We start from the raw sequence: 24793 nt of genomic DNA, 5'->3' as shown, positions 1-24793 counted from the left end.
CTCCAGCATCAGGCTCCGGCCGGTTTCCACTCCACCAGATGCATCTTCCGATCCGTCGCCACCCGCAGCTTGTCCCCGTCCGGATGAAGCCCGATGGCCAAAATCTTTCCGTTCACCGGAACTTCCCGCAACACCGATCCCGTTTGAACATCCAGGAAAAACAACTTGCTTTCCGGGGTGGCACAGGCGATTTTGTCCCCTTTGACCACCAGACGAGGGGTGTCGGGGAGCTTTTCGTCGTCCCTTGCGATCCCGGTAGTAAGCGTCACGCTCCACAACATCCGGTTCTCCGACACCGAACAGGCGATCAGGCGGTCTTCCAACATACTTTTTCCGTCTTTCCAATCGGACACATTCAAATAAAAAAATACACGGTCTGAATCCGGATGAAACGCCGTTCCCAGTACGGCAATAATCCATGCAGGATACAGATCGAAACTACAGGATTTCTTCCATCCCTTCTGATCAAACGGCGTCGGTACCACGTTGAGGCTCATTTCATATTCGTCTTCATCCTCCTCCATCACGACAAAAGCCCACTTTTCCCCGTCGGAAGAAAGGAGATCCCCTCCTCTGGATCCATCATGTATTCCCAGTTCATTCATCAAAGCATAACCGGATTTCCCCGATTCCCACTGAAACCAGGTATAACCGAGATTCCCCCCATTTTTACATTCCACAATCAACATCCCGCCATCCGGGGTGATCATGCCTTTGTTGTAAGTCCAAGGTTCTTCCCCTTCCAATGAGCGGATGACCGACAAATCGTCGAACCTCCTCAACTGCACTTCGTACAACTTCCGTGCGGTCATGGCAAACCATTCGCCATCCGGGGAAAGCAGCAAATCATGAATGTCGTGCTGGTCAGTTTGTACTCCGCATACCCACTCCAGCCGGGGAGTGTATCGCCAATGACTGAGCACACCTCCCTGCACTGCGATCACCAGTTCATCCCGCCAGGGGTGAAGAAGGATGATTTGCCCGGGCGGCTCATCCGGATCCGGCTTGGAATGATCATGGATCGGCCGATCGCCAAAAATCCCCGAAGACTTCGCCAGAAATTCAAACATTTTTTTGCTGGAGGCGTAGTGTTGCGGCAATCGCCCGTGATGATCCCTCATCCGGACCAGTTCATGGAAGCCAGGAATCTGTTTCATCACCGGGATCCATTCTTCGGATGCACCCGCCAAGTTATGCAAAATGTTGCGAGTTTCGATAATGGTGGGTGCACCGGATTGGAGCAACAAGAAAAAGAGCTCTTTTGCAACATGAAACGATATTTCTCCCCGGTCATAAGGATCACGTACATGAAACAAACCACGTTTCCGGTCCGTCCCCGCTTCCAGCAGACAACGCACAATCTCCACGTCTCCCCGATCGATCGCATATTTCAGGGCAAACTCACCAAGTGCGATATCGGCATTCACGTCAGCCATTCTTCCCAGCATTCGGCGGATCAGCTGCAGCGGTCCCTTTTGATAGGCCAATTCCAACGCCGGCATCGGCACTCCTTTCACTTCCACCGGAACGAGCCGGTCCAGCAGTTCTTCGGCCAAATCGAATTGACCATCGTCAATCGCTGCTTCCAACAGCCCCATTTTTCGCGAATCCCGGACGAACACATCCGCCCCTCTTTGGATCAGGAAACGTACCGTGTCCCAATTTTGCCGCCGGGCCGCTGCCAGTACCGGTGTCCACCTGATGTTCGGATCAACGCTCACATCCACCGGAATCCCCAGGTCCAGCAGATACGAAGCGATTTCCGGAGTCGGCGCTGCATGGAGCAGGGTTTCCATTCCCCATATTTCTTTTTTGGAGGTTGCATGAATCCACTCCGGATTTTTCTCCAACAAAATCTTCAGAGTCTGGAAGTCTCCTTGTTCACAGGCTTGGAACAATTCTTTCACGGTCATGGCTAAGCTCCTCTCCAACTGAAAGAACCGCCTCCCGGCCGAAACCGGAAGGCATGGGTCCGCGCCTTACTCCCAATCCACCAACTGCATCTCGACATCCGTCGCCACCCGCAGCTTGTCCCCGTCCGGATGAAGCCCGATGGCCAAAATCTTTCCGTTCACCGGAACTTCCCGCAACACCGATCCCGTTTGAACATCCAGGAAAAACAACTTGCTTTCCGGGGTGGCACAGGCGATTTTGTCCCCTTTGACCACCAGACGAGAGGTATCAGGGAGCTTTTCGTCGTCCCTTTCGATCCCGGTAGTAAGCGTCACGCTCCACAACATCCGGTTCTCCGACACCGAACAGGCGATCAGGCGGTCTTCCACCACACTTCGTCCGTCTACCCAGTCGGACACATTCACATAAAAAAACACGCGATCCGAATCCGGATGAAACGCCGTTCCCAGTACGGCATAAATCCATCCCGGATACAAATCAAATTTACAGGATTTTTTCCATCCCTTCTGATCAAACGGCATCGGGATCACATTCAGACTCATTTCATAATCGTCTTCATCCTCTGACATTACGACAAAAGCCCACTTTTCACCGTCGGGAGAAAGGACGTCTCCTCCTCTGAATCCTTCACGGATTCCCAAATCCTCCATCGAAGCAAACCCGGTTCTCCCCGATTTCCACTGAAACCAGGAGAAGTTCCAGGCGTCACCCCATTCCACAATCAGCGTGCTGCCATCCGGGGTGATCATGCCTTTTTCGTACGCGCAAGATTTTTCCCCTTTCAATGTGCGAATGACCGACAAATCGTCGAACTGCCTCAATTCCACTCCGAACACCTTCCGCGCAGTCATGGCAAACCATTCGCCATCCGGGGAGAGAAGCAGATCCTCGATGTCGTGCTGGTCAGTCTGAATCCCGCACACCCACTCCAATCGGGGAGTGTACCGCCAGCGGCTGAGCACACCTCTCTGTTGGGCGATCACCAATTCATCCCGCCGGGGGTGCAGAAGAATGATTTGCCCGGGCGGCTCATCCGGATCCGGCTTTGGATGGGCATGGATCGGCCGATCGCCAAAGACCCTTGAAGACTCCGCCAGAAACTCAAACATCTTTTTGCTGGAAGCGCAATGTTGCGGCAATCGTCCATGACGACTCTTCATGCGAACCAGTTCATGAAAGCCGGGAATCTGTTTCATTACCGGGATCCATTCTTCGGATGCCCCCGCCAAGTTGTGCAAAATGTTGCGAGTTTCGATGATGGTGGGTGCGCCGAATTGAAGCAACAAGAAGAAGAGCTCTTTCGCAACAGGAAACGGTACTCCACCATACTTCTGAGAGTCCCCCACCTGAAACAAACCATGTTTCGGATCTGCTCCCGCTTCCAGCAGACAGCGCACGATCTCCACGTCTCCCCGCTCGATCGCATATTTCAGGGGATACGCACCAAGTGCGGTTTCGGCATTCACGTCAGCCACTTGTTCCAGCATGCGGCGAATCAGCTTAAGCGGACCTCTCTGAACGGCCCATTTCAAAGCTCCTTTCACATCCACCGGAACGCCCCGGTTCAGCAATTCTTCGACCAAGTCGAATTGACGGTCGAATATCGACAATTCCAACAGCCCATTGTTATTGTGATCCCGGACGAACACATCCGCCCCTTTCTGGATCAGGAAGCGGACCGTGTCCCAATTGTGCCGCCAGGCTGCCCCCAGCACCGGTGTCCACCTGTTGTTTGGATTGATGTTCACATCCACCGGAATCCCTTGGTCCAGCAGATACGAAGCGATTTCCGGAGTCGGCGCTGCATGGAGCAAGGTCTCTTCTTGATCCCAGCTTTTTCGAGTTGCGTGAATCCACTCAGGATTCTTATCAAGCAGGGTCTTCAGGATCACGAGGTCTCCCTGCTCACAGACTTGAAACAATTCCTTTACGGTCATGGTTGAACTCCTCTCCAACTGAACGAACCGCCTCCCGGCCGAAACACGGAAGGAATCCGTTCATTCTCCATTCCACTCCACCAGATGCATCTGCCGATCCGTGGCCACCCTGAGCTTGTCCCCATCCGGATGAAGGCCGATGGCCAGAAGCTTCCCATCCACCGGAACTTCCCGCAACAGATCACCCGTTTCCACATCCAGGAAAAGAAGTTTTCCTTCCGGAGTGGCACAGACGATCTCCTCCTCCTTGACGACAAGCCAGGATGACCGAATGGAAGGGATCAAAAATCTGTCGACTCCCGATTGAATCGTTACATCCCAGAGAATCCGGTTTTCTGACACGGAACAGGCAATCAAGCGGTCTTCCTCAAAGGAGCGGTTTTCCGCATTGAAATAAAAAAACACGCGGTCTGAATCCGGATGAAACACGATTCCAAGTACCTCTTGAATCGATTCGACATCCACCGGAAAACAACAGGACCGTGTCCGCTCTCCTTCCCGGAACGGAAACGGGACCACATTCAGACTGACATTGAGGCAATAATAATCATCCCTGATGATTACAAACGCCCACTTCTTCCCTTCAGGAGATATCGCGTTCCCGTCCCACTCGTTGCTCTTGATCTTCAGCTCTTCCATCGTAAAGTGGCTGAATTGCTCCGAATCCAACCGAACACCGGTCACTCCTCTTTCCGACCTGTCCTCATATTTCGTCGTCATCATCAACATCTCTTGGCCAGGCGCCCAGTTTCCGTTCAAAAAATACCAAGAGCCATCCCCCTCCAAACGACGGGAAACCTTCAAATCATCAAACCGCCGCAACTCCGCTCCCCACAACGTCTTTGACAACATGACGAATTCATTTCCGTCCGGAGCGAGGGACAATCGGATGTCATGGTGACTCGTCATGACTCCTCCCACCCACTCCAAACGGGGAGTGTAACACCAACGGCTGAGCCCGTCTCCGGGGTGGACCATGATCAGCTCGTCACGCTTGGGATGAAGAAGTACCTGCCGGACTGACTCTATATCTCCCAACTCTCCGGGACCATCTAACGGACGATCTTCCTTGAACCCGGCGGACGTTGCCAAAAAATCATACATCTTCTTGGAAGAGGCAAAGTGCTGCGGCAATCTCCCGTTGTCATCTCTCATCCGGACCAGCTCTTGAAAGCCGGGAATCTCTTTCATCACCGGAATCCAATCTTCGGATGCAAACGACATGATGTGCAGGATATTGTGATGATTCTCACCGATGATGTGCGCACCGGATCGGAGCAACAAGAAAAACATTTCTTTCGCGACAGGAAACGGCAATAAATGTAATAAGTCTCTTACCTCGAAAAACGCGTATTTCCGGTCCGCTCCCGCCTCCAGCAGCAATCGCACCGCCTCCAAGTCCCCCCCGCCTGATCGCTGTTCTCAGGGAGGATTCACCGATCAAGGTCTTGTCAGTCACTTTTTCCAGTATCCGGTGCGTAAGTGTCAACGGGCCCTTCTGAACGGACAATTTCAAAGCCGGCACGGCCCCTCTTTCCACTTCCACCGGAACTCCCCGCTCCAGCAGTTCTTCGGCCAAATCGAATTGACCATCGTCAATCGCTGCTTCCAACAGCCCCATTTTTCGCGAATCCCGGACGAACACATCCGCCCCTTTCTGGATCAGGAAACGTACCGTGTCCCAGTTTGAGCGCCGAACCGCCCCCATTACCGGCGTCCACCTGCTGTTTGGATCGACGCTCACATCCACCGGAATCCCTTGTTCCAGAAGATACGAAGCGATTTCCGGAGTCGGTGCCACATGAAGCAGCGTTTCGTTGCCTCGGGTTGCGTGAAGCCACTCGGGATTTTTCTCCAACAGTCTCTTCAAAGTCTTGAAGTCTCCCAGCTCACAGGCTTGAAACAATTCCTCCATGGTCACGGATGATCTCCTCTCCATCCAAGATTAAACCACCTCCCGGCCGAAGCCGGAAGGCATCGCTACGTTCATTGCTTCCACTCCACCAGATGCATCTGCCGGTCCGTGGCCACCCGCAGCTTGTCCCCATCCGGATGAAGGCCGATGGCCAAAATCGTTTCCCCGTCCATCCGGAGTTCCCGAAGCAAAGATCCCGTGTCAGCCTGATAAAAAAGCAACCTGCCGTCGAGAGTCAGGCAAACCGTTTCCTTCCCGTTCATCAAAATCCGCGTGGTCCTGGGACAGTTATTCCGGTTGATCTTTTTTTCCAAGGGAATACGGACGTCCCACAACATCCCTCGAGGAAACAGCTGATCAGATGTTCATCACAACGACAGGTCTTGTAATATCGCTGAAACTGTTGACCCACAAGTGCCTGCCATCCGGGAAAAAAACAGCGAGTGATATCCTTTCATCCGCTCATCCGTCAGGAGCCTTTTCACAGACAAACCGTCAATGTTTCGGATCTCGACTCCTTTGATATGCGGGGCCGTGATGGCAAACCTCTCTTTCCCGCTCGATGAAATGTTCTTTGCGTGAATCCACTCGGGATGTTCACGCAACAATTGCTTCAATGTTTCCAAATCACCGTTCCGACAAGCCTCAAAAGCAACGTACTCTTCGTCCACGTTGTTGGATCCCCTCCGAATGACTGGTTGTACCTATTTATTCGGAAGAAGAAAACGATTTGGTTCATAAAATGAACCATATACGACCAAAAACCAACCAACTTCCAAAGACCTCCGTATTCACCGGCATCTTGATAAAAATCTTTGATCACCAAAAGACAGAACATAAACAATTCTTCATGTAAAATGAATATAAAAGAATCCCCTCCTGTTGTTCCGGCCTTCGATCATCGTGAGAAGGAGGCTTTCCATGAAACGTGTCGATTTCGGCAAAGTGGCCGAAGTGTACGCCAAATGGCGAGACGGCATTCCCGAATCGGTGTTTGATCGCTTGTTGGGAACCGGTGTCCTTGACGAAAAAGTCCAAGTGGTGGATCTGGGATGCGGAACCGGGCTTTCCAGCCGGGACATGGCCATGCTGGGATGCCTGGTGACCGGGGTGGATCCGTCTGCAGAAATGCTGGAAGAAGCCAGGAAGCTCGACGCTGCCTTCGGCTTGCAGATCCGGTACATTCACGCATGCGCCGAAGAGACCGGTTTGCCGGATGCGTCCTGTGACGCGGTGACCGCGTTCCGGGCATGGCACTGGTTTGACCGGACGAGAGCCACCCAAGAAGCGAACCGCCTGCTGAAACGGGGCGGTTGGCTGGTCGTCTCCAACTCCGTCTTTGCGGCAGACAAACACCCTTTGCTGAAACAAACCATGGAGATCATCGCAAAGCATTCGCCGGACGGGGAGTTCAAAAGCCCCGGCAGCCTGTCGACCTCCAAAGCCCGAAAACACGGTTTTCCTGCGGAATGGTTTGATGATTGGGAAAGAGCGGGATTCAGGATGAGCGATGCGTGGGAAACGGCTTACACGGTTCCGTTCAGCCATGAAGGATGGAGGGGCAAGGTGCAGTCCATGTCCAATCTTGCCGCGATGTCACCGGAGGGGCGAAACCGGGTGGATGAGGAGCTGAAAAAACTTCTGGAGCAGAATTACGCCGGCCAGGCACTGGATTTGCCTCACATCTGCTCCACCGTGGTGCTTCGGAAACGTTGAAACGAATCCATCTTCTCTGTTGGACCCTTGCAACAAGACAGGCTGTTGGTCCGTTCGATCAACAGCCTGTTTCACTGAAACCGGCAATCCGTACAATCACTGGCCGGGGTGCAGGACACCAAATCATTCATCCCCGCTTCCTTTCAGTTGCAGGGAGTGTTTCTCGATAAATTCCTGCTGTTCTTCGATTGAAACGATGGAACCATCGCTGCCCACGGAAGTGTAAGGGCCCATGTTTCGGATCTTTTCCATGTCTTCCTCGGTGAATTTGTGTTGTTTGACTCCATGTTCTTGTCGACAAACACAAAGGAGTTGTACACTGTGTGGATTCGGAAGATGTTTGTTTTTGTCTGTACGTTTTTCCTGACAGCGTGTGGAATGAATCATCCGTCCGCAGAGCCAGCACCCAAATCCTCAGAGCCCTCACCCCAAACGGTGCAAGTCACGTTCGTGGCCGTTGATTCCGCAGGAAACCCGATTCAACGGGAACTTTCTTACAATGTTCGCAACAAGAAAGCAGAGGTGGTACCAGCGATGATCCAAGTCACCAAAGACGGCACGGTCACCACCAATTTGATTCCCGGGGAAGCATACAAGGTGACATTCGGAAACAGCGTCCGGGAAATCACCGCTCCGGCCAAGCCGACAACCATCACGTTTGTGGTCACCCAGCCATGATAAAATCCCCCTTCCCGCGGCGTGTAGGATTGCCGCAAGAAGGGGGATATTCATGATCCGGTTCCCGTCACTTGAAAACCCCGCTTGATGGAGTCCCTCGTCTCCGGACTCATCGGGATACACCGAACAAAAATTCGCCTTCCCCATTCCACCCCGTCCGAAATCATGATATCTTTGAAGAGTGTTTCATTGCTGAAAAAAATTTTGGAGGGGGTCTGGTTGCTCAAACATTTTCGTTGGAACCGAAAACGGGTGTGGATCCCTCTTGCATTGCTGGCGATTGTGTATGTGAACAACAGCTCTCTGCTGACGGAAGCGCCGTCCGGCCAACCGCGGCTTTTGGCGCACCGGGGAGTTCACCAGACGTTCCCGTTTGAAGGACTGCAGAATGACACCTGTACGGCGGAGCGAATCCATCCTCCGGAACATTCGTATCTGGAAAACACCATTCCGTCCATGAAAGCCGCTTTTGAAGCGGGGGCAGATCTGGTGGAATTGGACGTGCAGCCCACGACGGACGGAACGTTCGCGGTGTTTCACGACTGGGTCCTGGAGTGCCGCACCAACGGAAAGGGAGTGACCCGCGAGCATTCCATGGCGGAGCTGAAAAAGCTGGACATCGGATACGGGTACACGGCGGACGGCGGAAAGACCTTTCCCTTCCGCGGCAAGGGAATCGGGATGATGCCGTCACTGGATGAAGTGTTCCGGGAATTTCCGGATCAGCCGCTTCTCATCCACGTGAAAAGCGAAGACCCGGCCGAAGGGAAGATGCTGGCCGAATTCCTGTCCAAGCTCCCCGAATCCCGCCTGGAGAATCTGGCGGTATACGGCGGAGACCAGCCGATCGAAGCTTTGAAACGGGAAATGCCGGAGCTCAGGGTCATGTCCAAACAGACGATGAAAGAATGCCTGATTCCCTACATCGCCATTGGCTGGACGGGATATGTTCCCGATTCCTGCGCGCACACGCAGCTGCATCTCCCGGAAAAAATCGCCCCGTGGTTGTGGGGATGGCCCAATCGCTTTCTCCAGCGCATGGAAGAGCGTGACACAAGGGTGATCCTGGTGGCGGGTGGCGGCGGATTTTCGGAAGGCTTTGACCGGGTGGAAGATCTGGAACGGATCCCGGCTGAATTTTCCGGCTGGATCTGGACCAACCGGATTGACCGCATCGGGCCGGAGCTGAAACAGTGAACGCTTTTTTGCCTTCATCATCACCATCAATAGACATCAGGAGAGTGCATCCAGATGAGCAACAAAGAATTGAAACAACTGGCGAAGCAATCGCTCAAGGGAAATTGGGGAACGGCGATCCTCGGTTATTTGTTGCCTTCCGTGTTGACTTTTGTTCTGATCGCATTGGTGGCGGTTATGATTGCCGAATCTCCCACTGAAACCCAGAACGCAGCCGCGGGATTGACGACTTTGGTCTGGATCGTCTTCGTCGCCGGCGGCTTGAACCTGGGGATTTCCCTGATTTTCCTGAACATCTCCCGGCAGGAAACCGCCCGCATCGGACAAGTGTTCCACTTTTTCACCAACGGAAGACGGCTGTTGCGCAGCATGGGCTGGCTTTGGCTCCAATCCATTTATCTCTTCCTTTGGAGTCTCCTGCTGGTCATCCCCGGGATCATCAAAAGTTATTCATACGCCCTCTCCCACTGGATTTTGATCGATCATCCGGAAATCTCGGTGAACGAAGCCATCACCCGGAGCCGCAAAATGATGGACGGGTACAAATGGAAACTGTTTGTGCTCCAGCTCTCCTTTATCGGTTGGTTCCTGCTCGGATTTTTGACGAGCGGATTGGCCTTCTTTTACGTGATTCCGTACTACCACGCCACGATGACCCAATTCTACCGCAAACTGAACGGCGAACTGAACGGTTGATTTGCCGGGGGCGGTACCAAGCCCGTCCTGTGACAGTTCAACAAGTCAGGCCGCGGATCTTTTCCGCGGCCTGTTTCATGTTCACCATCACTTTCGGACATTATTTCCCGGTTTGTTCGATTCGCTTTGCTCTTGCTTCGTCATAGTTGCCCTCATACCGGGTGAGGGTTCCGTTTTCCAGCCAATACACCGGAGCAAACAGTTTGTTGAGGAAATAGCGGTCATGGGATACCGCCAGCACGGTGCCTTTGAAACGGCGAAGCGCGTCTTCCAACGCTTCGCGGGAATCAATGTCCAGGTGGTTGGTGGGTTCGTCGAGAATGAGGGCGTTGATGTCCTGGTGCATCAGCTGGGCGAGTCGGAGCCGCATGCGTTCCCCGCCGCTGAGGTCACGGACCTTGCGGAACACCGAGTATCCGTAAAACAGGAACCGGGCCAGAAGATGGCGTGCTTCCCCTTCCTCCACCGGCACTTCCTCCCGGAACGCCTCCAGCACCGTCATGTTCGGATCGCCTTCCCAGCCGTGCTGGGAGAGAAGATATCCGACCCGGGCGCCTTTGGCGAGAAACAGCTCGCCGCGATCCGGGGATTCCACCCCCGCGAGCAGGCGGAGCAACGTGGTTTTGCCGGATCCGTTGGGTCCCACGATTCCGACCCGGTCTCTTTGTTTGATCTCAAAGCTGACATCCGTCAGCACCCAATTTCCTCCAAGCATTTTTCCCATCCGGTTTGCGGCGGTGATCATCATCTTTCATTCCTCCTCCGAAGACAAAAAAAATCCGCAGGCAAGCAACCCTCACCTGCGGATGGAATGTCGTCAACGTAATCATGAATATCTCGCAAAAAGAGATGAAGGGAACTTGCTCATGGTCCGGTCTTGTTCAAATGGCCAAAAAAGGGCATACGAATCCCGTTGACGACAAATGCATAGGTAATATTGGAAATTTCCGCCACAAACCAAGCCATTTGACCGGTACGCATGAGTCCCTTCACCTCCGTTCTTTCGTTGATTTGGAGTGTTCCAGTTTAACATTATACATTTTTCCCAAACGATTGGCAACTGTTCCGGCCATGCATGCGCACCAAGAAATTCCCGTCAAGGAAACCGCCGGATCACCGGAACCCATCCCCGTCCTTCCGCGCACAATGCGGCAGCCACTTCCTCCCCCAGCACCAGGTCGACGACGGTCCACGGTTTTGTCTTGTCCGGTTCTTCCTCCTCCCCCGCGATCCATACGCGGGATTCATCCATCTCTCCGGTGAGCCCTTCCCCCGTCGCCTTCAAATACGCTTCTCTCCGCGTCCAACAGATGAAAAACGCCGCCCATCCCTTTTCCTCTTTCAGCCGGAGATAGCGACCGGTTTCAGCCGGCGTGAAAAACCGTTCAACCACGGAATCGGCGTCCGGAAACTCCCGGACCGGTTCCACGTCCACCCCCACTTCCCGGTCGGACGACACGGCCAGGACAAACCAGTCACCGGCGTGGGAGAGATTGAACCGGATGAGATTCCCGCCGGTTGAGGAGACGAGGGCCGGCTTTCCGTTCGTCCCGTACCGAAACCGAAGGCGTTCCGGGAGAATTCCTGTATACTCCGCCAACAACAACCGCAACATTCCGCGAGACGTCACATATCGGTCACGATCACGTTCGAACCGGAATCGATCCGCCCGCTCCGCTTCATCCGGAGAAAGCAGTTTGCGCCAAACGTCCCGGCGCCGTCCATTCGCCCGAAACGAGGAAACCCACACATGAATCTCGCCGCTTTCCGGCCTTTCCCGCATTCATCGATCACCACCGGACCGGTTTTTTGGAACATCATGGAGCAACAAAATCCATCCAAAAAGAGGAAATTTTCCAAGTCGCATGGAATCCATTTTCCCAGTGTCTTTGAACGCCTTCGCCACCGGAAGCTCCCGCTTCCCCAATATTCTAACATGTACAAATATGGTTCTTGCCGGATTGAAAGGAATATGCGAACAATACATGAAACCAATTACAGATAACAATCTTGTTACACGTACCACCGACTCATTGGAAACATGAATTGTTCGTGTTACCATGGATGTTGGTGCAAAGACCATCAGATCAGAAGGGAACTGTTGATATGGAGAATCGTTCGAGAAAGCAACGACAGATGCTGCTTTCTGCACCAAAGCCCATCAAACATAACCTGTTGGAGAATTTTTACACAGAGAACGGTCCCTCCACCGATGAACGCTCACACCCTGCACCAATCGGTCATGCATGGGAGCCGACTCCCACCCGCCTGCGCCAAAGAAATGAGAAAAAGCCGAATTCTTACAAAAAATGGTCTCTTTTGACAATCCCGCTCATGTTGTTGCTGATCATTCCCATCTGGTTTGTCTTCAGCCCCACACAACAAGCAGGCGGACAACGGGCGGACAGCAAGGTCCAAGCCGATACCGCGATGACGGAGGCGGAACACACGGAAGAAGTGCCGGAATCGGATTTCTCGGAGCTTCCGGAAGAAGAAACGGTGGAAGAACCGGAACCCGTCCCGGTGACGGAAACCAAGGAAGAACGACCCACCACGGAAACAAAACCCTCGGAAACTCCCAAGGAAACGCCCAAGGAATCGCCCAATCATTCTTCCAACGAATCTTCCACCGTCTCCAAACCGGCCGATGACAAAGGCTCCTCTTCACCGCCGTCCCAATCGCAACCGTCCAATCCTTCTTCGGAAGATCCAAAACCGCAAGATCCTGACAATCCTCCGCCCCCGACCGATGATCAGCCAAAGGAACCGGAAAAGCCGAAATGCAAACCGTCCATTTGGAACTTGTTCATGTGCAGGGATTGAACCGTTCCAGAAACGAATATGCGGATGTTTCCCTCCGGTCGATCCGGTTGTGGGTCGGCCGGGAGTGAAGATCGTCCTTCCGGGGACGATTTTTTGTTTTTCTCTTCCCCGTTGCCGAAACCCGAAGAAAGGGATACAATCAAATTAAAACCGACTAATCCAATGGGATTTTATAAAAATACGGAATGAAGGAGCAAGGAACAATGGCCCTCGGAGCAAGGTTCAACGAGCTGTTTGAACGTTGGGCAGAAGAATACGATTCGGCCGTTTCCGGTGGTCATCCGGAATATCGGGAAGTGTTTGAGGGATATGCGGAGATCCTGAAGACGGTTGTGAATGAATTGGCGCTCCCTCCGGGCAGCACGATCCTGGAGTTCGGTCCGGGGACCGGCAATTTGTCCAGACTTCTCGTGGCGGCCGGATACCGGGTGATCGGTGTCGAACCGTCCGCTGCCATGCGTGCGCAAGCCGCCGCCAAAGTGCCGGAACTGGAGCTGGTGGAAGGGCATTTCCTGTCGGTGCCGGATTCCGTGCCGACGGTCGACGGAATCGTCAGCACCTGGGCGTTTCACCATTTGACGGATGAAGAAAAAGACCGGGCGTTGGCGGACATGACCCGCCTTCTTCGCCCGGGTGGAAAAATCGTGTTTGCCGATACGGTTTTTGTTGATGAACAGGCGCGCGAAGCGTTTCAAAAAGAAGCGGAAGACCGGGGATTCCTTGAGCTGGCCGAAGACCTGAGACGCGAATTTTATCCGGTGATCGGCCGGTTGGAAGAATCATTCCGGAAGGCCGGATTTCTCGTCCAATTTCGTCGGATGAACCGGTATGTTTGGCTGATGTCGGCCACCATCGCCTGAGGCCGGCTGATCATCCCTGCTTGCCCGTTTGACGGACATTCCCGCGGAGACCGCCAGCGTGATCAGGGGCAAGCTCCATATGAAGACGGCGTACGGAAGCCAGGAGAGAGCAGGGATGCCGATGACCGCGACAAACAGGATGGCCAGAAGGTTCCAGGGGATCATTCCCGGAAACAAAATGGCGGAATCCCCCATCACCCGCGCCAGCTCTTCCCGGGATCGCGTCGTTTTCCAATGATCCAGGAAGGACCGTCCGGTCAGGATGATCGGCATCGTCTGGTTGCAGACCGTGGCGGCGATCAGCCCGGAAGCGACGACCGTCCGCCACGCCAAGGAAAACGGAGACCTCTTGTTCCGCAGCCAGCGTTGCAGGAACGGCCTGACCATATTCAAGCCTTCCAATACACCGTTGAAGGCTCCGGTCATGAAGATGAACAAAAGAAGCGGCAGCATCGATCGGACTCCGCCCCCCAGTTTCTCGCTGCCCTCCCACAATTGCATCAACAACTCCCCGGGAGGCACTCCCCGGTCCAGCGACATCCACAGAGCCGCCGCCGCACTCAGAACAAACCCGTATTTCACCGGTTTCCGGAACAACACGGGCAAGAGCAACAACGCCGGCGGCAACCCGTGCAGCCACGAAAGTTCGACGGGACCCGCGGCTGCCTCCCCGGGGGCCACCCGGCTCAGCGTCCAATCCTGCCAGAGGAAAAACATCAGACTGATGAAAACCGCCAATGCAGTCGTCGGAAGCATGATGCGAAACAGTTTGCGAACCGGCACCTCAACCATGTCCGCCAACAACTGGTGAGTTCCCGAAAACGGAGAAGTCCGGTCACCGACAAACGCTCCCGACACAAGTGCTCCCGCGACCAGTTCCGGAGGCAGCTTCCACGCGGCAGCCACACTCAAAAGCGGAATGCCGAGCGCGCTGAGCGAACCGACCGACGTGCCGAGAAGCATGGACAGCATCATCATGAACACAAATGAACAGGTCAGAAACCAATCCTTCGACAGCCATCCGAGAAACAACCCCACCAACTGGTCCACCGTCCCGCTCGAATCCCACAGGGGGAGCAGGATGGAGACCAACAGCAGAATGATGAGCACCTCCCGGGTTCTCATCGCTCCGCCGCGGCTCATCCCGAACAGCTCCCTCCCGCTGACTCCTTTGCGAAGACACATGCCCCACAGAAGAATCAATCCGGGAAGCAATCCGACCAACAACGGAACTCCCGTGTACGCGGCCACCAGGATCCCCGTGACGGTGATCGCAAACAGACCGCCCAATTCCCGTCCGGAAAAAACCGGAGATGGACACATGCTCCCCACTCCTTGCTTCAGGATTGGGCGATTTTATGTCGAAAGAATCACCCTGCCGTCTTGATTTCCGCTTCCACCGGCACATTTCCTTTTCGCACCAGCTTGTTCCAACCGACAAGTACACCCTTCAGCGACAGGTACAGCGATTTGAACACGATGTACGTCATGAATTGCCTGTACACGAACCGCTGCAAGAACAGCCAGATCAGCGGTTTCGGGCTCTCCTTTTCCAGACTGAACGCGAAAAAGGCCGTCAACAGGTCAAACACGAGAAACACCACGTAGAAGAGCATGGCCCTCTGGGCACTGGACGTGAAAAAGCCGACAATGGACAACAGGTCCACAAACGGGGACAACACCTGCACCCCGTACTGGAACAACCACATGTTGGGCAGGGTGATGTAGCCCAGCGTTTTTTGCTTTCCGGAGAACAACGCTCCGCGATGTTTCCAGAGACACTGCAGGGTCCCGTAAATCCAGCGGGTACGCTGCTTGAGGAAGCTCCGGACATCCTCGGGAGCTTCCGTCCAGGCGTAGGCCCGGTCCTCATATTGCACCTTGTAACCGAGCCGCAGGAGCGTCAGCGTGATGTCGGTGTCTTCCGCCAACGTGTCATGCTGATAATAACCCGCTTCCTCCACCGCGCTTTTTCTCCAGGCCCCGATCGCTCCGGGTACCACCGGAATGGCGTTCAGTTCGTCAAAAGCCCTGCGCTCCAGGTTGAATCCGGTGATGTATTCCACATGCTGCCACAGTGTGAGCAGATTGCGGATGTTGCCAACCTTGACGTTTCCGGAAACAGCCGCCACCTTTTCGTCGACGAAATGGCGGACCATCAGGGTGATGGCATCCGGCGCGATGATGGTGTCGGCGTCGATGGAAACGATGATTTCCCCTTTGGCGTACTTGTATCCGACATTGATGGAATCCGTTTTGCCGCTGTTCGGCTTGGTGATGACGCGAATGCCCGGCGTTCCCGCAAACTCTTCCCGAATCACCTCCGCCGTCCGGTCGGTGGAACCGTCGTTCACGATGATGACTTCAAGCGGACGGTAATCGCTGGCAAGAACGGAGCGAATCGTTTTGTTGATCACTTTTTCTTCGTTGTAGGCCGCGATCACCACGCTGACCAGCGGGTTGAAATTGCTGCGGACCACGGTAAAGGTCTGCGCCCGTCTGCGCTGCCACAGGTTTTTCCGTTGTCTGAACGCAAAATAGATCAGCAGAGCCACGCGGACAAATCCCATGACCAGAGCCGCCCCCAGGAACAGGGAGAACGCCTGCCGAAAGATCCCCAACGAGGCAAACACCGTTGCGGATACTTCCGCGTACACTTTTTCCTCCGGTTGAACGCGAGGCATCACTTGATCCACCGATTTGCCCAGCAATTCCCTGGGGGGTGCGAAGACGAAGCCTTGCTGCTTCAGGGTCCGGATGATTTCCGGCAAGGCCTTGACGGTGCCGCTCCTGTCTCCGCCGGCGTCATGCAGAAGGACGATGTGTCCGTTCGGAAGCTCTTTCACCAACTGCCGCTGAATCTCTTCCGGCTTGCTGAAGTACCAATCCTTGGCGTCCACACGCTCCCCGACGATCACGGATCCGCCCTGTTGCGTTCTTTTGAGAACCGTCCAGTCCCACTCGCTGACCGGAACCACTCCTGCCTGATAAGGCGGTCGAACCATCGTCATCGTGCGGCCGGTCAAGCCTTGGAACAGGCGTTGAGTGGCGATCATTTCCAGGCGGGCGACGGTTTCCGACACCCGACCCAGATCCGCGTGGGTGAAGCTGTGATTGCCGACGTCATGTCCCTCTTCCACCATCCGCTTGACCAGCTCCGGGTTTCGAAGCGTATTGAGCCCGGTGACGAAGAAGGAAGCCTTCACATTGTGTTCCTTGAGAATATCCAGGATATCTTCGGTGTAATCGGGATCCGGCCCGTCGTCGAACGACAACACCACGGTCTTTTCGGAAGCGGGGATTCCCATCTGTTCCACCGTGAGCGGCGTGTATGCTTTTTTGTACGTCACATCCACGATCCAGCCGTTCACGTTTTTTTGGAACGTTCGCTCTCCGTGACCGGACGGGGGAACGATGCGCAAAATTTCCCCGTCACCCTGATACAGGGGGATCTCTCCTCCGAACGTTTGCAAGGAATCGACGTTCCCCGGCTTGCCGTTTTTCCCGAAGACGTTCCACACGGACAGATCCTCCGATCCGACCCGCCACAAGGCCACACCGCTGACTCCGGCCTGAACGGCCGCCGTCATCTGGTTGTGGAAAGTGGCTCCGTCCAAGAACCAGATGACATGTTCCTCTCCGTTCTTGTTGTAACGGACATAAGGCGTGTGACTGACGGAATCCCAGAAAATGCGGAGCCCGTGACGGTCCACCAGTTTCATGATTTCATGGAACGTGAGCGGCTCGGCCGGCTCTTCGCTCCCGATCGTCCAATCATATCCGTAGTTCCCCAGGCTGACCACCAATTTTTCCTTCGGGACGGGCATTGTCTCCAACGTTTTCCGGACCCAGTCCAACGACGCGAGCGGACCCGGTTCTCCGTCGGCGAAGTTCTCCTCGTACAACATCACCACCAGCTTGTCCACCGCTTTCCCCAATTCCCGGTAGTTGAACGCGGGATCATCCGCCGGCACGTCCTGTGTGACCAAGAGCCCTTCGCTGCGGAAAGCTTCGGAGAGTTCTTTCATGAAATTCGTCAACAAGTTTCTGTCGTCCGGGAGCACCGCATCGAAATCCACGTTGATCCCGTGATATCCGCTTTCTTTCACATCCGCCAGAAGTGCCCGGATGAACGCCTCTCTCCGTTCGGGAGAAGAGAGCAACCGGTGAAGCCACTCTCCGTCCCACTGGCCGTTCCGAACGTTGTGGACGAGCGGCAGGATCTTGACACCGTGTTTTTTCGCCAGTTGATCCACTTCCGGTTGTTTGCGGATTTCAGGAAGAAAATCCTCCCCGATGGAATACCACTGCGGAATCAGCACATCCAGATTTCTGATCACTCCCCTTCTTTCAGCTCCACGAATCCCCGGGGATCCCACGGAGCGTAAAATCCATAAGCTTCGGGCTTTTCGGCGTCCGAAAATCCGGCTTCTTTTGAAAACAGACGCCGGAGTCCGGCAGGTTCCCGCTCCGACCGGGTCAGCTTTTCCGTCACCGGAACGATGCGCACATCGTGATCCACGGACACGTCGGGAACGACGGCATCCAACCTGAGCCCGTCCACAAAGACGGTCAGGGACATCAGGGAGATGGTCAACAAGATGATTGCACACCGGGTCAGAAACCTCCATCTCCGCCCGTCATCCTGAAACACGAACCTGCGGGATTCCGGTTCCTTCCGCTGCTGCCGATCCTTGAACAGCAAGAGGAACACCGGAAAAAACAGAGCTGCCATCAATACGCCCGCAATCCCTTTCCCGAGCGGATCATCCGGAACGAATCCGTCAAACCCGGCCTTCAAGCTCACCCATTCCACAAAAGGCAGCAACATCCATGTTCCGAAGCCGACCGCCAGCGCCAACAGATTGAGACCCAACAACCAAGCCAACACCAACAACAGCCAGATTCCCCACCCTTCCGGGGAGACTCCGGCCAACAACAAACCGACGGAAGCAGCCACAGCCCTTTTGACGGGAGGCCCGACGAAAAAGGGCGCGAACAAAAATCCGGCGATTTTTCGCTTCATCGCACACCATCCTTGCACATATTCATGGCAGTTCCAATGACAAGCTCCCTTTGCCCCGTCTCCATTGGAAATCTCCGACAATTGATCGAAATATTTCAGAAATCATTGTTCCTGCCAGTTGGAATTGATAGAGTTAGATATAGATTTCATTGAAAAACATTCTAACACAGGCAAGCGTTTGCAAATAAGGAGACTTTGCGGATGATCCGGTTCTTTCAATTGCTCCTGCTGTTGCTCGCCGTCATGTCCTTTTTCTTCTTTTCTCCCGTGATGTTGCTTCTGTTGGGAGTCTGTGCGGCGGGAGTGGGGGTGATTTCGGTCATTCATCCGGAGCGGGTGATGTTCCGAAAAGTTCGACTCCCCTCTTCGATCCGGTTGATCGGAGGGGCTTTCATCCTGGTCGGATTGTTCATCGTCCTGAGCGGCGGGGCTTTGGCCAAGGAGATTTATTTCAAACCGGCTTCCGATCGCCCCCTTACGCCTGAATCCGGATGGACGCATATGGAATCCACTCCTCCCCGTCCCGGGAAACAAACTTCCTCCGATTCCAAAGCGATTCGTCCCTCCGCCGGAGAAAAGACGCGAAACCAAACCGGAATCCAAAAAGAATCCGGGAAGACGGAAACCTCTTTGACGGACAAGGAGAACGCCGACACTCCCTCCGCCCAAAAAAAGAAACGTCCTTCCCGTTCGGAAGCGGAGGACGGAGAGAACTCTTCCGCAAACCGTACGGAACCGCGGAATGAGGATGACCGTTCCCGTTCGGACCGTCCAAACAAAAACGATTGGCGACGGGATCGTTCGAAAACGCGGGACGGAAAGAATGACTTCCGGCCGGATCAGAACCCGTGACATGAACTCCGGGTGCCTGATCCGGCTCTTTTTTTTTTGAAAAAAACGGGCGGCACGACATAAACATGAAATGGCGTCATGGACGTTTGCACGGAAATCAAAAAAGCCCCGCGACCGGGTCGGATCCCGGAATCCGCGGAGCGGCGGCAGCCACCGAACATACGCGTACAGGGGAGGAAACCCGGATGGCGGAACTTTCCATCGAGCAAATGGTCTCGATCGTCCGTGAAGGGCTCGGCATGGCCACCAGCCCCGAAAAAGTGGTCATTGTCGGGGCGGGAATGGCGGGATTGACGGCCGGTTCCTTGTTGAAACAAGCAGGATACCGGGTGGTGATTCTGGAAGCGTCCTGCCGGATCGGCGGAAGGGTATACACGATTCGGAGACCGTTTTCACCCGGCCAATTCTTTGAAGCGGGAGCGATGCGCATCCCATCCACTCACAAGCTGATCCGGGAATACATCCGCAAATTCGGATTGTCCCTGAAGCCTTTCATCAACAGCACCCCGGAAGACCGGATTTACGTCAACGGCGTCAAAGTGAGGCGGAAGGATTATGAGGGGAACCCCGACATCCTCCGATATCCCGTGGCCCCCAATGAACGGGGAAAGACGGCGGAAGAACTGGTCAGGAACATCATCCGGCAGGTGAACGATCTCTATCACCGCACCCGGCCCGAGCTTCGGCCGGAACTGACCCGAAGACTGGAAAGCCTCCCCTTCGACTCATTCCTCAAAGACAATCCGTACGGCATCGAGCTTTCCACCGGAGCGGTCGACATGGTCCGGGTCCTCCTGGACGTGCAGGGGTTGGCGGAACTCTCATTTCTGGACAATATCCGGATTTTGAGCCAATTCCTCGATCCCACGATTTCGTACGATTTCATCGAAGGAGGCATGGACCGACTTCCCCGCAGCATGTACAAGGAAGTCCAAGAGCTTGTCCGCTTTCGGGAAAAACTGTTTCACATCGCTTCCCACGGAGAAGAGGTCACGCTCTACACGGAAAACACGCGCACCGGCGCCGTTTCTTCCTGGACCGGGGATTACGTCATCATCGCCATTCCGTTTTCGATGCTCCGCTCGGTGACCGTGGAACCCTATGACGCTTTCTCCTACTACAAGCGAAAAGCCATCCGGACGCTGCACTACGTCCCGGCCACCAAGGTGGGCATCGAATTCAAAACCCGTTTTTGGGAACGGGAAGGCATGGATGGAGGTCAGACCGTTACGGACTTGCCCACCCGTTTTACGTATTATCCCAGTCATGGAATCGGCACGCCCACTCCCGCAGTGGTCCTTGCCAGCTATACCTGGGAAGACGACACCCATCCCTGGAACAGCCAGCCGGAAGAAGAACGCCTGAGACTGGCGCTCCGAAACCTGCACCGGATTCACGGGGACGTGGTGTACCGCGACTTTGTGACCGGCCGTTCGAAAAGTTGGATCCAGGATCCATTTATCGGGGGAGGTTTCGTCGTCTTCAAGCCGGGGCAGGAATCCGAGCTGGGACCTTATATCGCGGTTCCGGAAGGCAGGGTTCATTTCGCGGGCGAACACACCTCCACGGTCCGTGCGTGGATCGAAGGCGCCATCCAGTCGGGAATCCGTGCCGCGTACGAGATTCACCGCGCGTCCGAATCGGACGGACAACATCCGCCGTCAGCAGGGTGAAGGCGGGCCAACGGCTGTTCCGTCAGCTCGCCGAACCGCCCGAATACAGATCCTTGTACTCTTCCCTCAATCGGGACTTGAGGAACTTTCCTGCCGAAGTCCGGGGGATTTCATCGACGAACACCATTTCATCGGGCAACCACCACTTGGCGAATTTCGGAGCGAGAAACGCATGAAGCCCTTCCAGCGTCAGGTCGGCTCCCTCTTTTTTGACCACCACGGCCAGCGGTCGTTCCTGCCACTTGGGATGGGAAATTCCCACCACGGCGGCTTCCTTCACGGCAGGATGGGCCATGATCGCGTTTTCCAGATCGACGGAGCTGATCCACTCACCGCCCGATTTGATGAGATCCTTCGTCCGGTCGGTGATTTTCATGTACCCTTCCTCATCGATCGTCGCCACGTCTCCGGTCCGGAACCATCCGTCTTCCGTGAAGGAATCGGAACCATCGGGCAAGTTGTGGTAGGCGGCCGCCACCCAGGGACCGCGCACTTCCAGCTCTCCCATCGACTTGCCGTCCCAGGGAGCCTCTCCGTTTTCCCCCACCACCCGAATCTCGACGAACGGCACGGGAATGCCCTGCTTGGCCCGCCAGGCATACTGCTCATCTTCGGAACGCTTCAACAGATGCGGCTTCAAAATGCCCACCGTTCCGACCGGAGCCGTTTCGGTCATTCCCCAGGCATGAATCACCCTGACACCGTGTCGGTCCATTCCCCGGAGCATCGATTCGGGAGCGGCTGATCCGCCCACCGCCGTTCTCAACCCGTCCTGCAATTTCCAATGACCCGGATTCTTCTCCAACTCCTGCAGGATCCCGAACCAAATCGTCGGAACACCCGCCGCAAACGTCACCTGCTCATGCTGCATCAATTCCAGCAGGCTGACGGGATCCAAATGCGGACCGGGATAGACCTGTTTGGAGCCCACCATCGTCAGCGTGAACGGCAGCCCCCAGGCATTGACGTGAAACATCGGAACCACCGGCATGGCAGAATCCTTGATGCTCAGGCCCATGGTATCCGTCATGGCACAAGCGAACGAATGGAGAATCATGGACCGGTGCGAGTAAACGACTCCCTTCGGTCTTCCCGTCGTCCCGGACGTGTAACACATTCCCAACGCATCCTGTTCGTCCAGGTCGGGGTATTCGAAATCATCCGGGGATCCGGCTCCCGCAATGAACGCTTCATAATCCGTGTACGGCTCGGGGACGGGCTGGCCGGTCAGCGGCACCACGATGATTTTTTCCACCCGGAGCTTGTCCTCAAATCGTTTCAAAAGAGGCAGCAAGACATCATCCACGATCAGGAACCGATCTTCGGCGTGTCCGGCAATGTATGCGATTTCATCCGGATGCAGACGAAGATTCAGCGTGTGCAACACTCCTCCGGAGACGGGAATGCCGAAATACGCCTCCAAATGGACATAATGGTTCCACATCAGCGTTCCCACCCGGTCTCCCTTGCGAAGTCCCGCCTGGATCAATGCCTTGGCCAGTGACTTGGCCCTGCGCACAAAATCGTCATACGTATACCGGTGCAAGCTTTTGTCCGGCATGCGCGAAACGATTTCGGCGGAGCCGTGAATCAGACGGGCCCTCTCCAAAAGATGCGGCAAGGTCAGCGGATAATTCATCATGGTTCCCTTCATGATGTCATCTGCCCCTTTCTCTCTTCCAATTCGCTTGTATTTACTATTTTAAGTATATATTCTTATTAATCAACACAATAATGAATATTCACTCTCAAATAAAAAGAACGCTCCCCATTCGGGAAGCGTCTCTGTCACGGACATGGCGCGGCTCAGGAAGAACCCGCCGGCGCCGAATTCTGTCCGGCCGGCTTTTGCTGCGTTTGTTTCTGTTTTTGCTCCTGAACCCAATTCACCAGCGTTTGGTCTCCGCTCGACTTGGCGGCTTCTTCCGCGTTTTGCCAATCACCGATTTTCACGCAAGCCTCCACCGCGATTTTATATCTCCGGGGAGTCATGTACGTCTGTTTCCACATGCCGGCGATCGCTTTCGCATTTCCGATGTGAACCGCCTTTTCAAACTGCAATTCCCCCACCCACGGATCCGTCTCGGCCAAACGGTCCAGGAATTCGGGATCCGTCTGGTTCACCTTGTCGACTTCCCCGATAAAAAGGAGCATTTCCAACGCCGACTTCCGGTCTTCGGGAGACAGCGCCTTGAGCTCCTCAACGTCCAGCTTGGCCAATTCCTCACTCATCAGCCGGTAATCTCTGGCGGAAACCGCCCGCAACGCATCAATGTATTCCCTCGGGAGGGATCCCTCGGCATGAACGGGTTCTTCCGAACCGCCGGAAAACAACATCATCATCAACGCCATCAACCCGGCGATTCCTCCCCCCAGCGAAATCCAACCGATGATCTTCTGCCGTTGCATCTGATTCTCAGTTCCGCTGGCCATGATCGTCCCCTCTCCTGTATTGGTTTGCTTCCACCCAGGAAAATCGCAGCCGGCTCACATCACATCTCCTCATTCTGAACCGATCCGGATCTTCGAGAAAGCGTGCCGCGAATTCCTCTGATTCTGCATAACGGGATAATCTGATCATCGCACGAAGAAACTCGCGGTCCATGTATTTCCTCACCTTCGCCAACGTCACTCCGTTGACGGCCACGTCCGGTTCATCTTCCCCTTCCAGCCAGCGATCCAGGACCGGCTGAAGACGATCGTCCAAATTCCTCAATTTTTCAATGACATATTCGGTTGATTCTTCGGGATAACCGGCCCGCTTCACCAATTCCCTTTTCAAAGCCTGTTCATCAAAGCGCAGGATTGTGAATTCCTCCTTTGTTCCACGTCATCTTCTCATTCTGAACCGCTCAGGATTATTGAGAAAGCGTGCCGCAGATTCTTCTGATTCTGCATAACGGGATAATCTGATCATCGCATAAAGGAAATCGCGGTCTATGTATTTCCTCACCATCCCCAGCGTCACTCCGTTGACAGCCACGTCCGGTTCATCTTCCCCTTCCAGCCAACGATCCAAGACAGGCTGCAGTCGGTCATCCAAATTCCGCAACTTTTCCATGATAAATTCAGCTCCGCTTTCGCCATAATTGAGCCGTTTCATCAATTCTCTCTTCAATACCTCTTCGTCAAATTTGAGCATCGCGGAGCCCCTCTCCCCGTCAACGTATTCTTCCGAATTGTATCGGATCCTCGAGAAATAATGCTGCAAATTCTGCAGACTCCGCAAAACTGGAGAGATAACGCATGGCCCAATAGAAATTACGGTCAATGTATTTCCTGACCATCCCCAACGTCACTCCATTGACGGCCACATCCGGTTCATCTTCCCCTTCCAGCCATCGATCCAAGACAGGCTGCAGTTGATCATCCAGATTCCGCAACTTTTCCATGACAGATTCAGCCCCTCTTTCGCCATAATTGAGCCGCTTCATTAATTCCCTTTTCATTACCTCTTCGTCAAATTTCAACATCATAAATCCTCCTTGTTGATTCATTTTTTTATT

At 54.5% G+C, this 24793-nt stretch carries 26 protein-coding genes; 8 read left to right on the top strand and 18 right to left on the bottom strand.

The features are described from left to right. Nucleotides 1–8: 8 nt before the first annotated feature. The 6 genes from EG886_RS02925 to EG886_RS02900 all read right to left on the bottom strand — a co-directional run bounded on the left by EG886_RS02925 (nucleotide 9) and on the right by EG886_RS02900 (nucleotide 6437). Nucleotides 9–1913, bottom strand: a complete 1905-nt coding sequence (locus tag EG886_RS02925; protein WP_124726740.1) for an ankyrin repeat domain-containing protein — start codon at nucleotides 1911–1913, stop codon at nucleotides 9–11. Nucleotides 1914–1979: 66 nt separating this feature from the next. Further along, nucleotides 1980–3851 carry an ankyrin repeat domain-containing protein gene (locus EG886_RS02920; RefSeq protein WP_124726739.1) on the bottom strand — a complete coding sequence of 624 codons (1872 nt, stop codon included), beginning with the start codon at nucleotides 3849–3851 and terminating at the stop codon, nucleotides 1980–1982. A 60-nt stretch (nucleotides 3852–3911) separates the two neighbouring features. After that, entirely contained in the window at nucleotides 3912–5135 is a 1224-nt protein-coding gene (locus EG886_RS02915) for a hypothetical protein (protein ID WP_124726738.1), read from the bottom strand. Further along, entirely contained in the window at nucleotides 5101–5790 is a 690-nt protein-coding gene (locus EG886_RS02910; protein ID WP_124726737.1) for an ankyrin repeat domain-containing protein, read from the bottom strand. Before EG886_RS02910 ends, EG886_RS02915 begins: the two co-directional genes overlap by 35 nt. A gap of 47 nt (nucleotides 5791–5837) precedes the next feature. Beyond that, nucleotides 5838–6080, bottom strand: a complete 243-nt coding sequence (locus EG886_RS02905) for a hypothetical protein (RefSeq protein WP_124726736.1) — start codon at nucleotides 6078–6080, stop codon at nucleotides 5838–5840. 54 nt (nucleotides 6081–6134) lie between these two features. Then, nucleotides 6135–6437: a hypothetical protein gene (locus EG886_RS02900; RefSeq protein ID WP_124726735.1), complete on the bottom strand. Its 303-nt coding sequence runs from the start codon at nucleotides 6435–6437 to the stop codon at nucleotides 6135–6137. 250 nt (nucleotides 6438–6687) lie between these two features. On the opposite strand from EG886_RS02900, the gene EG886_RS02895 reads away from it, so the two are divergent. After that, on the top strand, nucleotides 6688–7482 hold the full coding sequence (locus tag EG886_RS02895) for a class I SAM-dependent methyltransferase (protein ID WP_124726734.1): 795 nt from the start codon (nucleotides 6688–6690) through the stop codon (nucleotides 7480–7482). 123 nt (nucleotides 7483–7605) lie between these two features. Here the strand turns inward: EG886_RS02895 and EG886_RS14025 are convergent, their stop codons facing one another. Next, nucleotides 7606–7734: a hypothetical protein gene (locus tag EG886_RS14025; RefSeq protein WP_277423828.1), complete on the bottom strand. Its 129-nt coding sequence runs from the start codon at nucleotides 7732–7734 to the stop codon at nucleotides 7606–7608. A gap of 282 nt (nucleotides 7735–8016) precedes the next feature. Between EG886_RS14025 and EG886_RS13620 the strand changes: the two genes are divergently transcribed. The 3 genes from EG886_RS13620 to EG886_RS02885 all read left to right on the top strand — a co-directional run bounded on the left by EG886_RS13620 (nucleotide 8017) and on the right by EG886_RS02885 (nucleotide 10053). Further along, nucleotides 8017–8160, top strand: a complete 144-nt coding sequence (locus EG886_RS13620) for a hypothetical protein (RefSeq protein WP_164491613.1) — start codon at nucleotides 8017–8019, stop codon at nucleotides 8158–8160. Between the two features lie 165 nt (nucleotides 8161–8325). Further along, nucleotides 8326–9357: a glycerophosphodiester phosphodiesterase family protein gene (locus tag EG886_RS02890; protein WP_124726733.1), complete on the top strand. Its 1032-nt coding sequence runs from the start codon at nucleotides 8326–8328 to the stop codon at nucleotides 9355–9357. A gap of 54 nt (nucleotides 9358–9411) precedes the next feature. Continuing rightward, on the top strand, nucleotides 9412–10053 hold the full coding sequence (locus EG886_RS02885) for a DUF975 family protein (RefSeq protein ID WP_124726732.1): 642 nt from the start codon (nucleotides 9412–9414) through the stop codon (nucleotides 10051–10053). Nucleotides 10054–10153: 100 nt separating this feature from the next. Here EG886_RS02885 and EG886_RS02880 read toward each other — a convergent pair whose 3' ends face one another. The 3 genes from EG886_RS02880 to EG886_RS02875 all read right to left on the bottom strand — a co-directional run bounded on the left by EG886_RS02880 (nucleotide 10154) and on the right by EG886_RS02875 (nucleotide 11836). Beyond that, the gene (locus EG886_RS02880; RefSeq protein WP_124726731.1) at nucleotides 10154–10801 is read right to left on the bottom strand and encodes an ATP-binding cassette domain-containing protein; all 648 of its coding nucleotides are present in this window, start codon (nucleotides 10799–10801) and stop codon (nucleotides 10154–10156) included. Between the two features lie 116 nt (nucleotides 10802–10917). Beyond that, entirely contained in the window at nucleotides 10918–11019 is a 102-nt protein-coding gene (locus tag EG886_RS14100) for an RAxF-45 family protein (RefSeq protein ID WP_420894161.1), read from the bottom strand. Between the two features lie 130 nt (nucleotides 11020–11149). Then, complete coding sequence (locus EG886_RS02875; protein WP_124726730.1) at nucleotides 11150–11836, bottom strand: 4'-phosphopantetheinyl transferase family protein; 687 nt, start codon at nucleotides 11834–11836, stop codon at nucleotides 11150–11152. 536 nt (nucleotides 11837–12372) lie between these two features. Between EG886_RS02875 and EG886_RS02870 the strand changes: the two genes are divergently transcribed. Together EG886_RS02870 and EG886_RS02865 are read left to right on the top strand one after the other, a co-directional pair. Beyond that, complete coding sequence (locus EG886_RS02870; protein ID WP_124726729.1) at nucleotides 12373–12876, top strand: hypothetical protein; 504 nt, start codon at nucleotides 12373–12375, stop codon at nucleotides 12874–12876. Between the two features lie 203 nt (nucleotides 12877–13079). Beyond that, nucleotides 13080–13736: a class I SAM-dependent methyltransferase gene (locus EG886_RS02865; RefSeq protein ID WP_124726728.1), complete on the top strand. Its 657-nt coding sequence runs from the start codon at nucleotides 13080–13082 to the stop codon at nucleotides 13734–13736. On the opposite strand, the gene EG886_RS02860 is transcribed toward EG886_RS02865, so the two are convergent. Genes EG886_RS02860 through EG886_RS13615 form a run of 3 tightly spaced genes read right to left on the bottom strand, consistent with a single transcriptional unit; the run spans nucleotide 13656 to nucleotide 18762 of the window. Continuing rightward, nucleotides 13656–15059 carry a Na+/H+ antiporter NhaC family protein gene (locus tag EG886_RS02860; RefSeq protein WP_124726727.1) on the bottom strand — a complete coding sequence of 468 codons (1404 nt, stop codon included), beginning with the start codon at nucleotides 15057–15059 and terminating at the stop codon, nucleotides 13656–13658. The two genes, EG886_RS02865 and EG886_RS02860, sit on opposite strands and share 81 nt — an antisense overlap. A gap of 47 nt (nucleotides 15060–15106) precedes the next feature. Beyond that, nucleotides 15107–18076 (bottom strand): trifunctional glycoside hydrolase family 18/polysaccharide deacetylase/glycosyltransferase family 2 protein, encoded by a 2970-nt coding sequence (locus tag EG886_RS02855; RefSeq protein ID WP_164491612.1) that lies wholly within the window; start codon nucleotides 18074–18076, stop codon nucleotides 15107–15109. After that, a complete protein-coding gene (locus EG886_RS13615; protein ID WP_164491611.1) occupies nucleotides 18073–18762 on the bottom strand; it encodes a hypothetical protein in 690 nt (229 codons plus the stop codon). The genes EG886_RS02855 and EG886_RS13615 overlap by 4 nt, the downstream gene beginning before the upstream one ends. A gap of 201 nt (nucleotides 18763–18963) precedes the next feature. On the opposite strand from EG886_RS13615, the gene EG886_RS02850 reads away from it, so the two are divergent. Next, entirely contained in the window at nucleotides 18964–19614 is a 651-nt protein-coding gene (locus EG886_RS02850; protein ID WP_124726725.1) for a hypothetical protein, read from the top strand. A 185-nt stretch (nucleotides 19615–19799) separates the two neighbouring features. After that, complete coding sequence (locus EG886_RS02845; RefSeq protein ID WP_124726724.1) at nucleotides 19800–21287, top strand: flavin monoamine oxidase family protein; 1488 nt, start codon at nucleotides 19800–19802, stop codon at nucleotides 21285–21287. A 22-nt stretch (nucleotides 21288–21309) separates the two neighbouring features. Here EG886_RS02845 and EG886_RS02840 read toward each other — a convergent pair whose 3' ends face one another. The 5 genes from EG886_RS02840 to EG886_RS02820 form a co-directional block, all read right to left on the bottom strand. Next, nucleotides 21310–22929 (bottom strand): long-chain fatty acid--CoA ligase, encoded by a 1620-nt coding sequence (locus EG886_RS02840; protein WP_206425358.1) that lies wholly within the window; start codon nucleotides 22927–22929, stop codon nucleotides 21310–21312. A 164-nt stretch (nucleotides 22930–23093) separates the two neighbouring features. Continuing rightward, a complete protein-coding gene (locus EG886_RS02835) occupies nucleotides 23094–23720 on the bottom strand; it encodes an MBL fold metallo-hydrolase (RefSeq protein WP_124726722.1) in 627 nt (208 codons plus the stop codon). Beyond that, entirely contained in the window at nucleotides 23704–24054 is a 351-nt protein-coding gene (locus tag EG886_RS02830; RefSeq protein WP_124726721.1) for a hypothetical protein, read from the bottom strand. The genes EG886_RS02835 and EG886_RS02830 overlap by 17 nt, the downstream gene beginning before the upstream one ends. Before the next feature lie 63 nt (nucleotides 24055–24117). Then, the gene (locus EG886_RS02825) at nucleotides 24118–24429 is read right to left on the bottom strand and encodes a hypothetical protein (protein WP_124726720.1); all 312 of its coding nucleotides are present in this window, start codon (nucleotides 24427–24429) and stop codon (nucleotides 24118–24120) included. A 19-nt stretch (nucleotides 24430–24448) separates the two neighbouring features. Then, nucleotides 24449–24760, bottom strand: a complete 312-nt coding sequence (locus EG886_RS02820) for a hypothetical protein (protein ID WP_124726719.1) — start codon at nucleotides 24758–24760, stop codon at nucleotides 24449–24451. Between the last annotated feature and the right edge of the window lie 33 nt (nucleotides 24761–24793).

This window comes from Staphylospora marina, assembly GCF_003856495.1.
Classification (GTDB): domain Bacteria; phylum Bacillota; class Bacilli; order Thermoactinomycetales; family Thermoactinomycetaceae; genus Staphylospora; species Staphylospora marina.
This window is presented reverse-complemented; position numbering and strand designations above follow the sequence as displayed.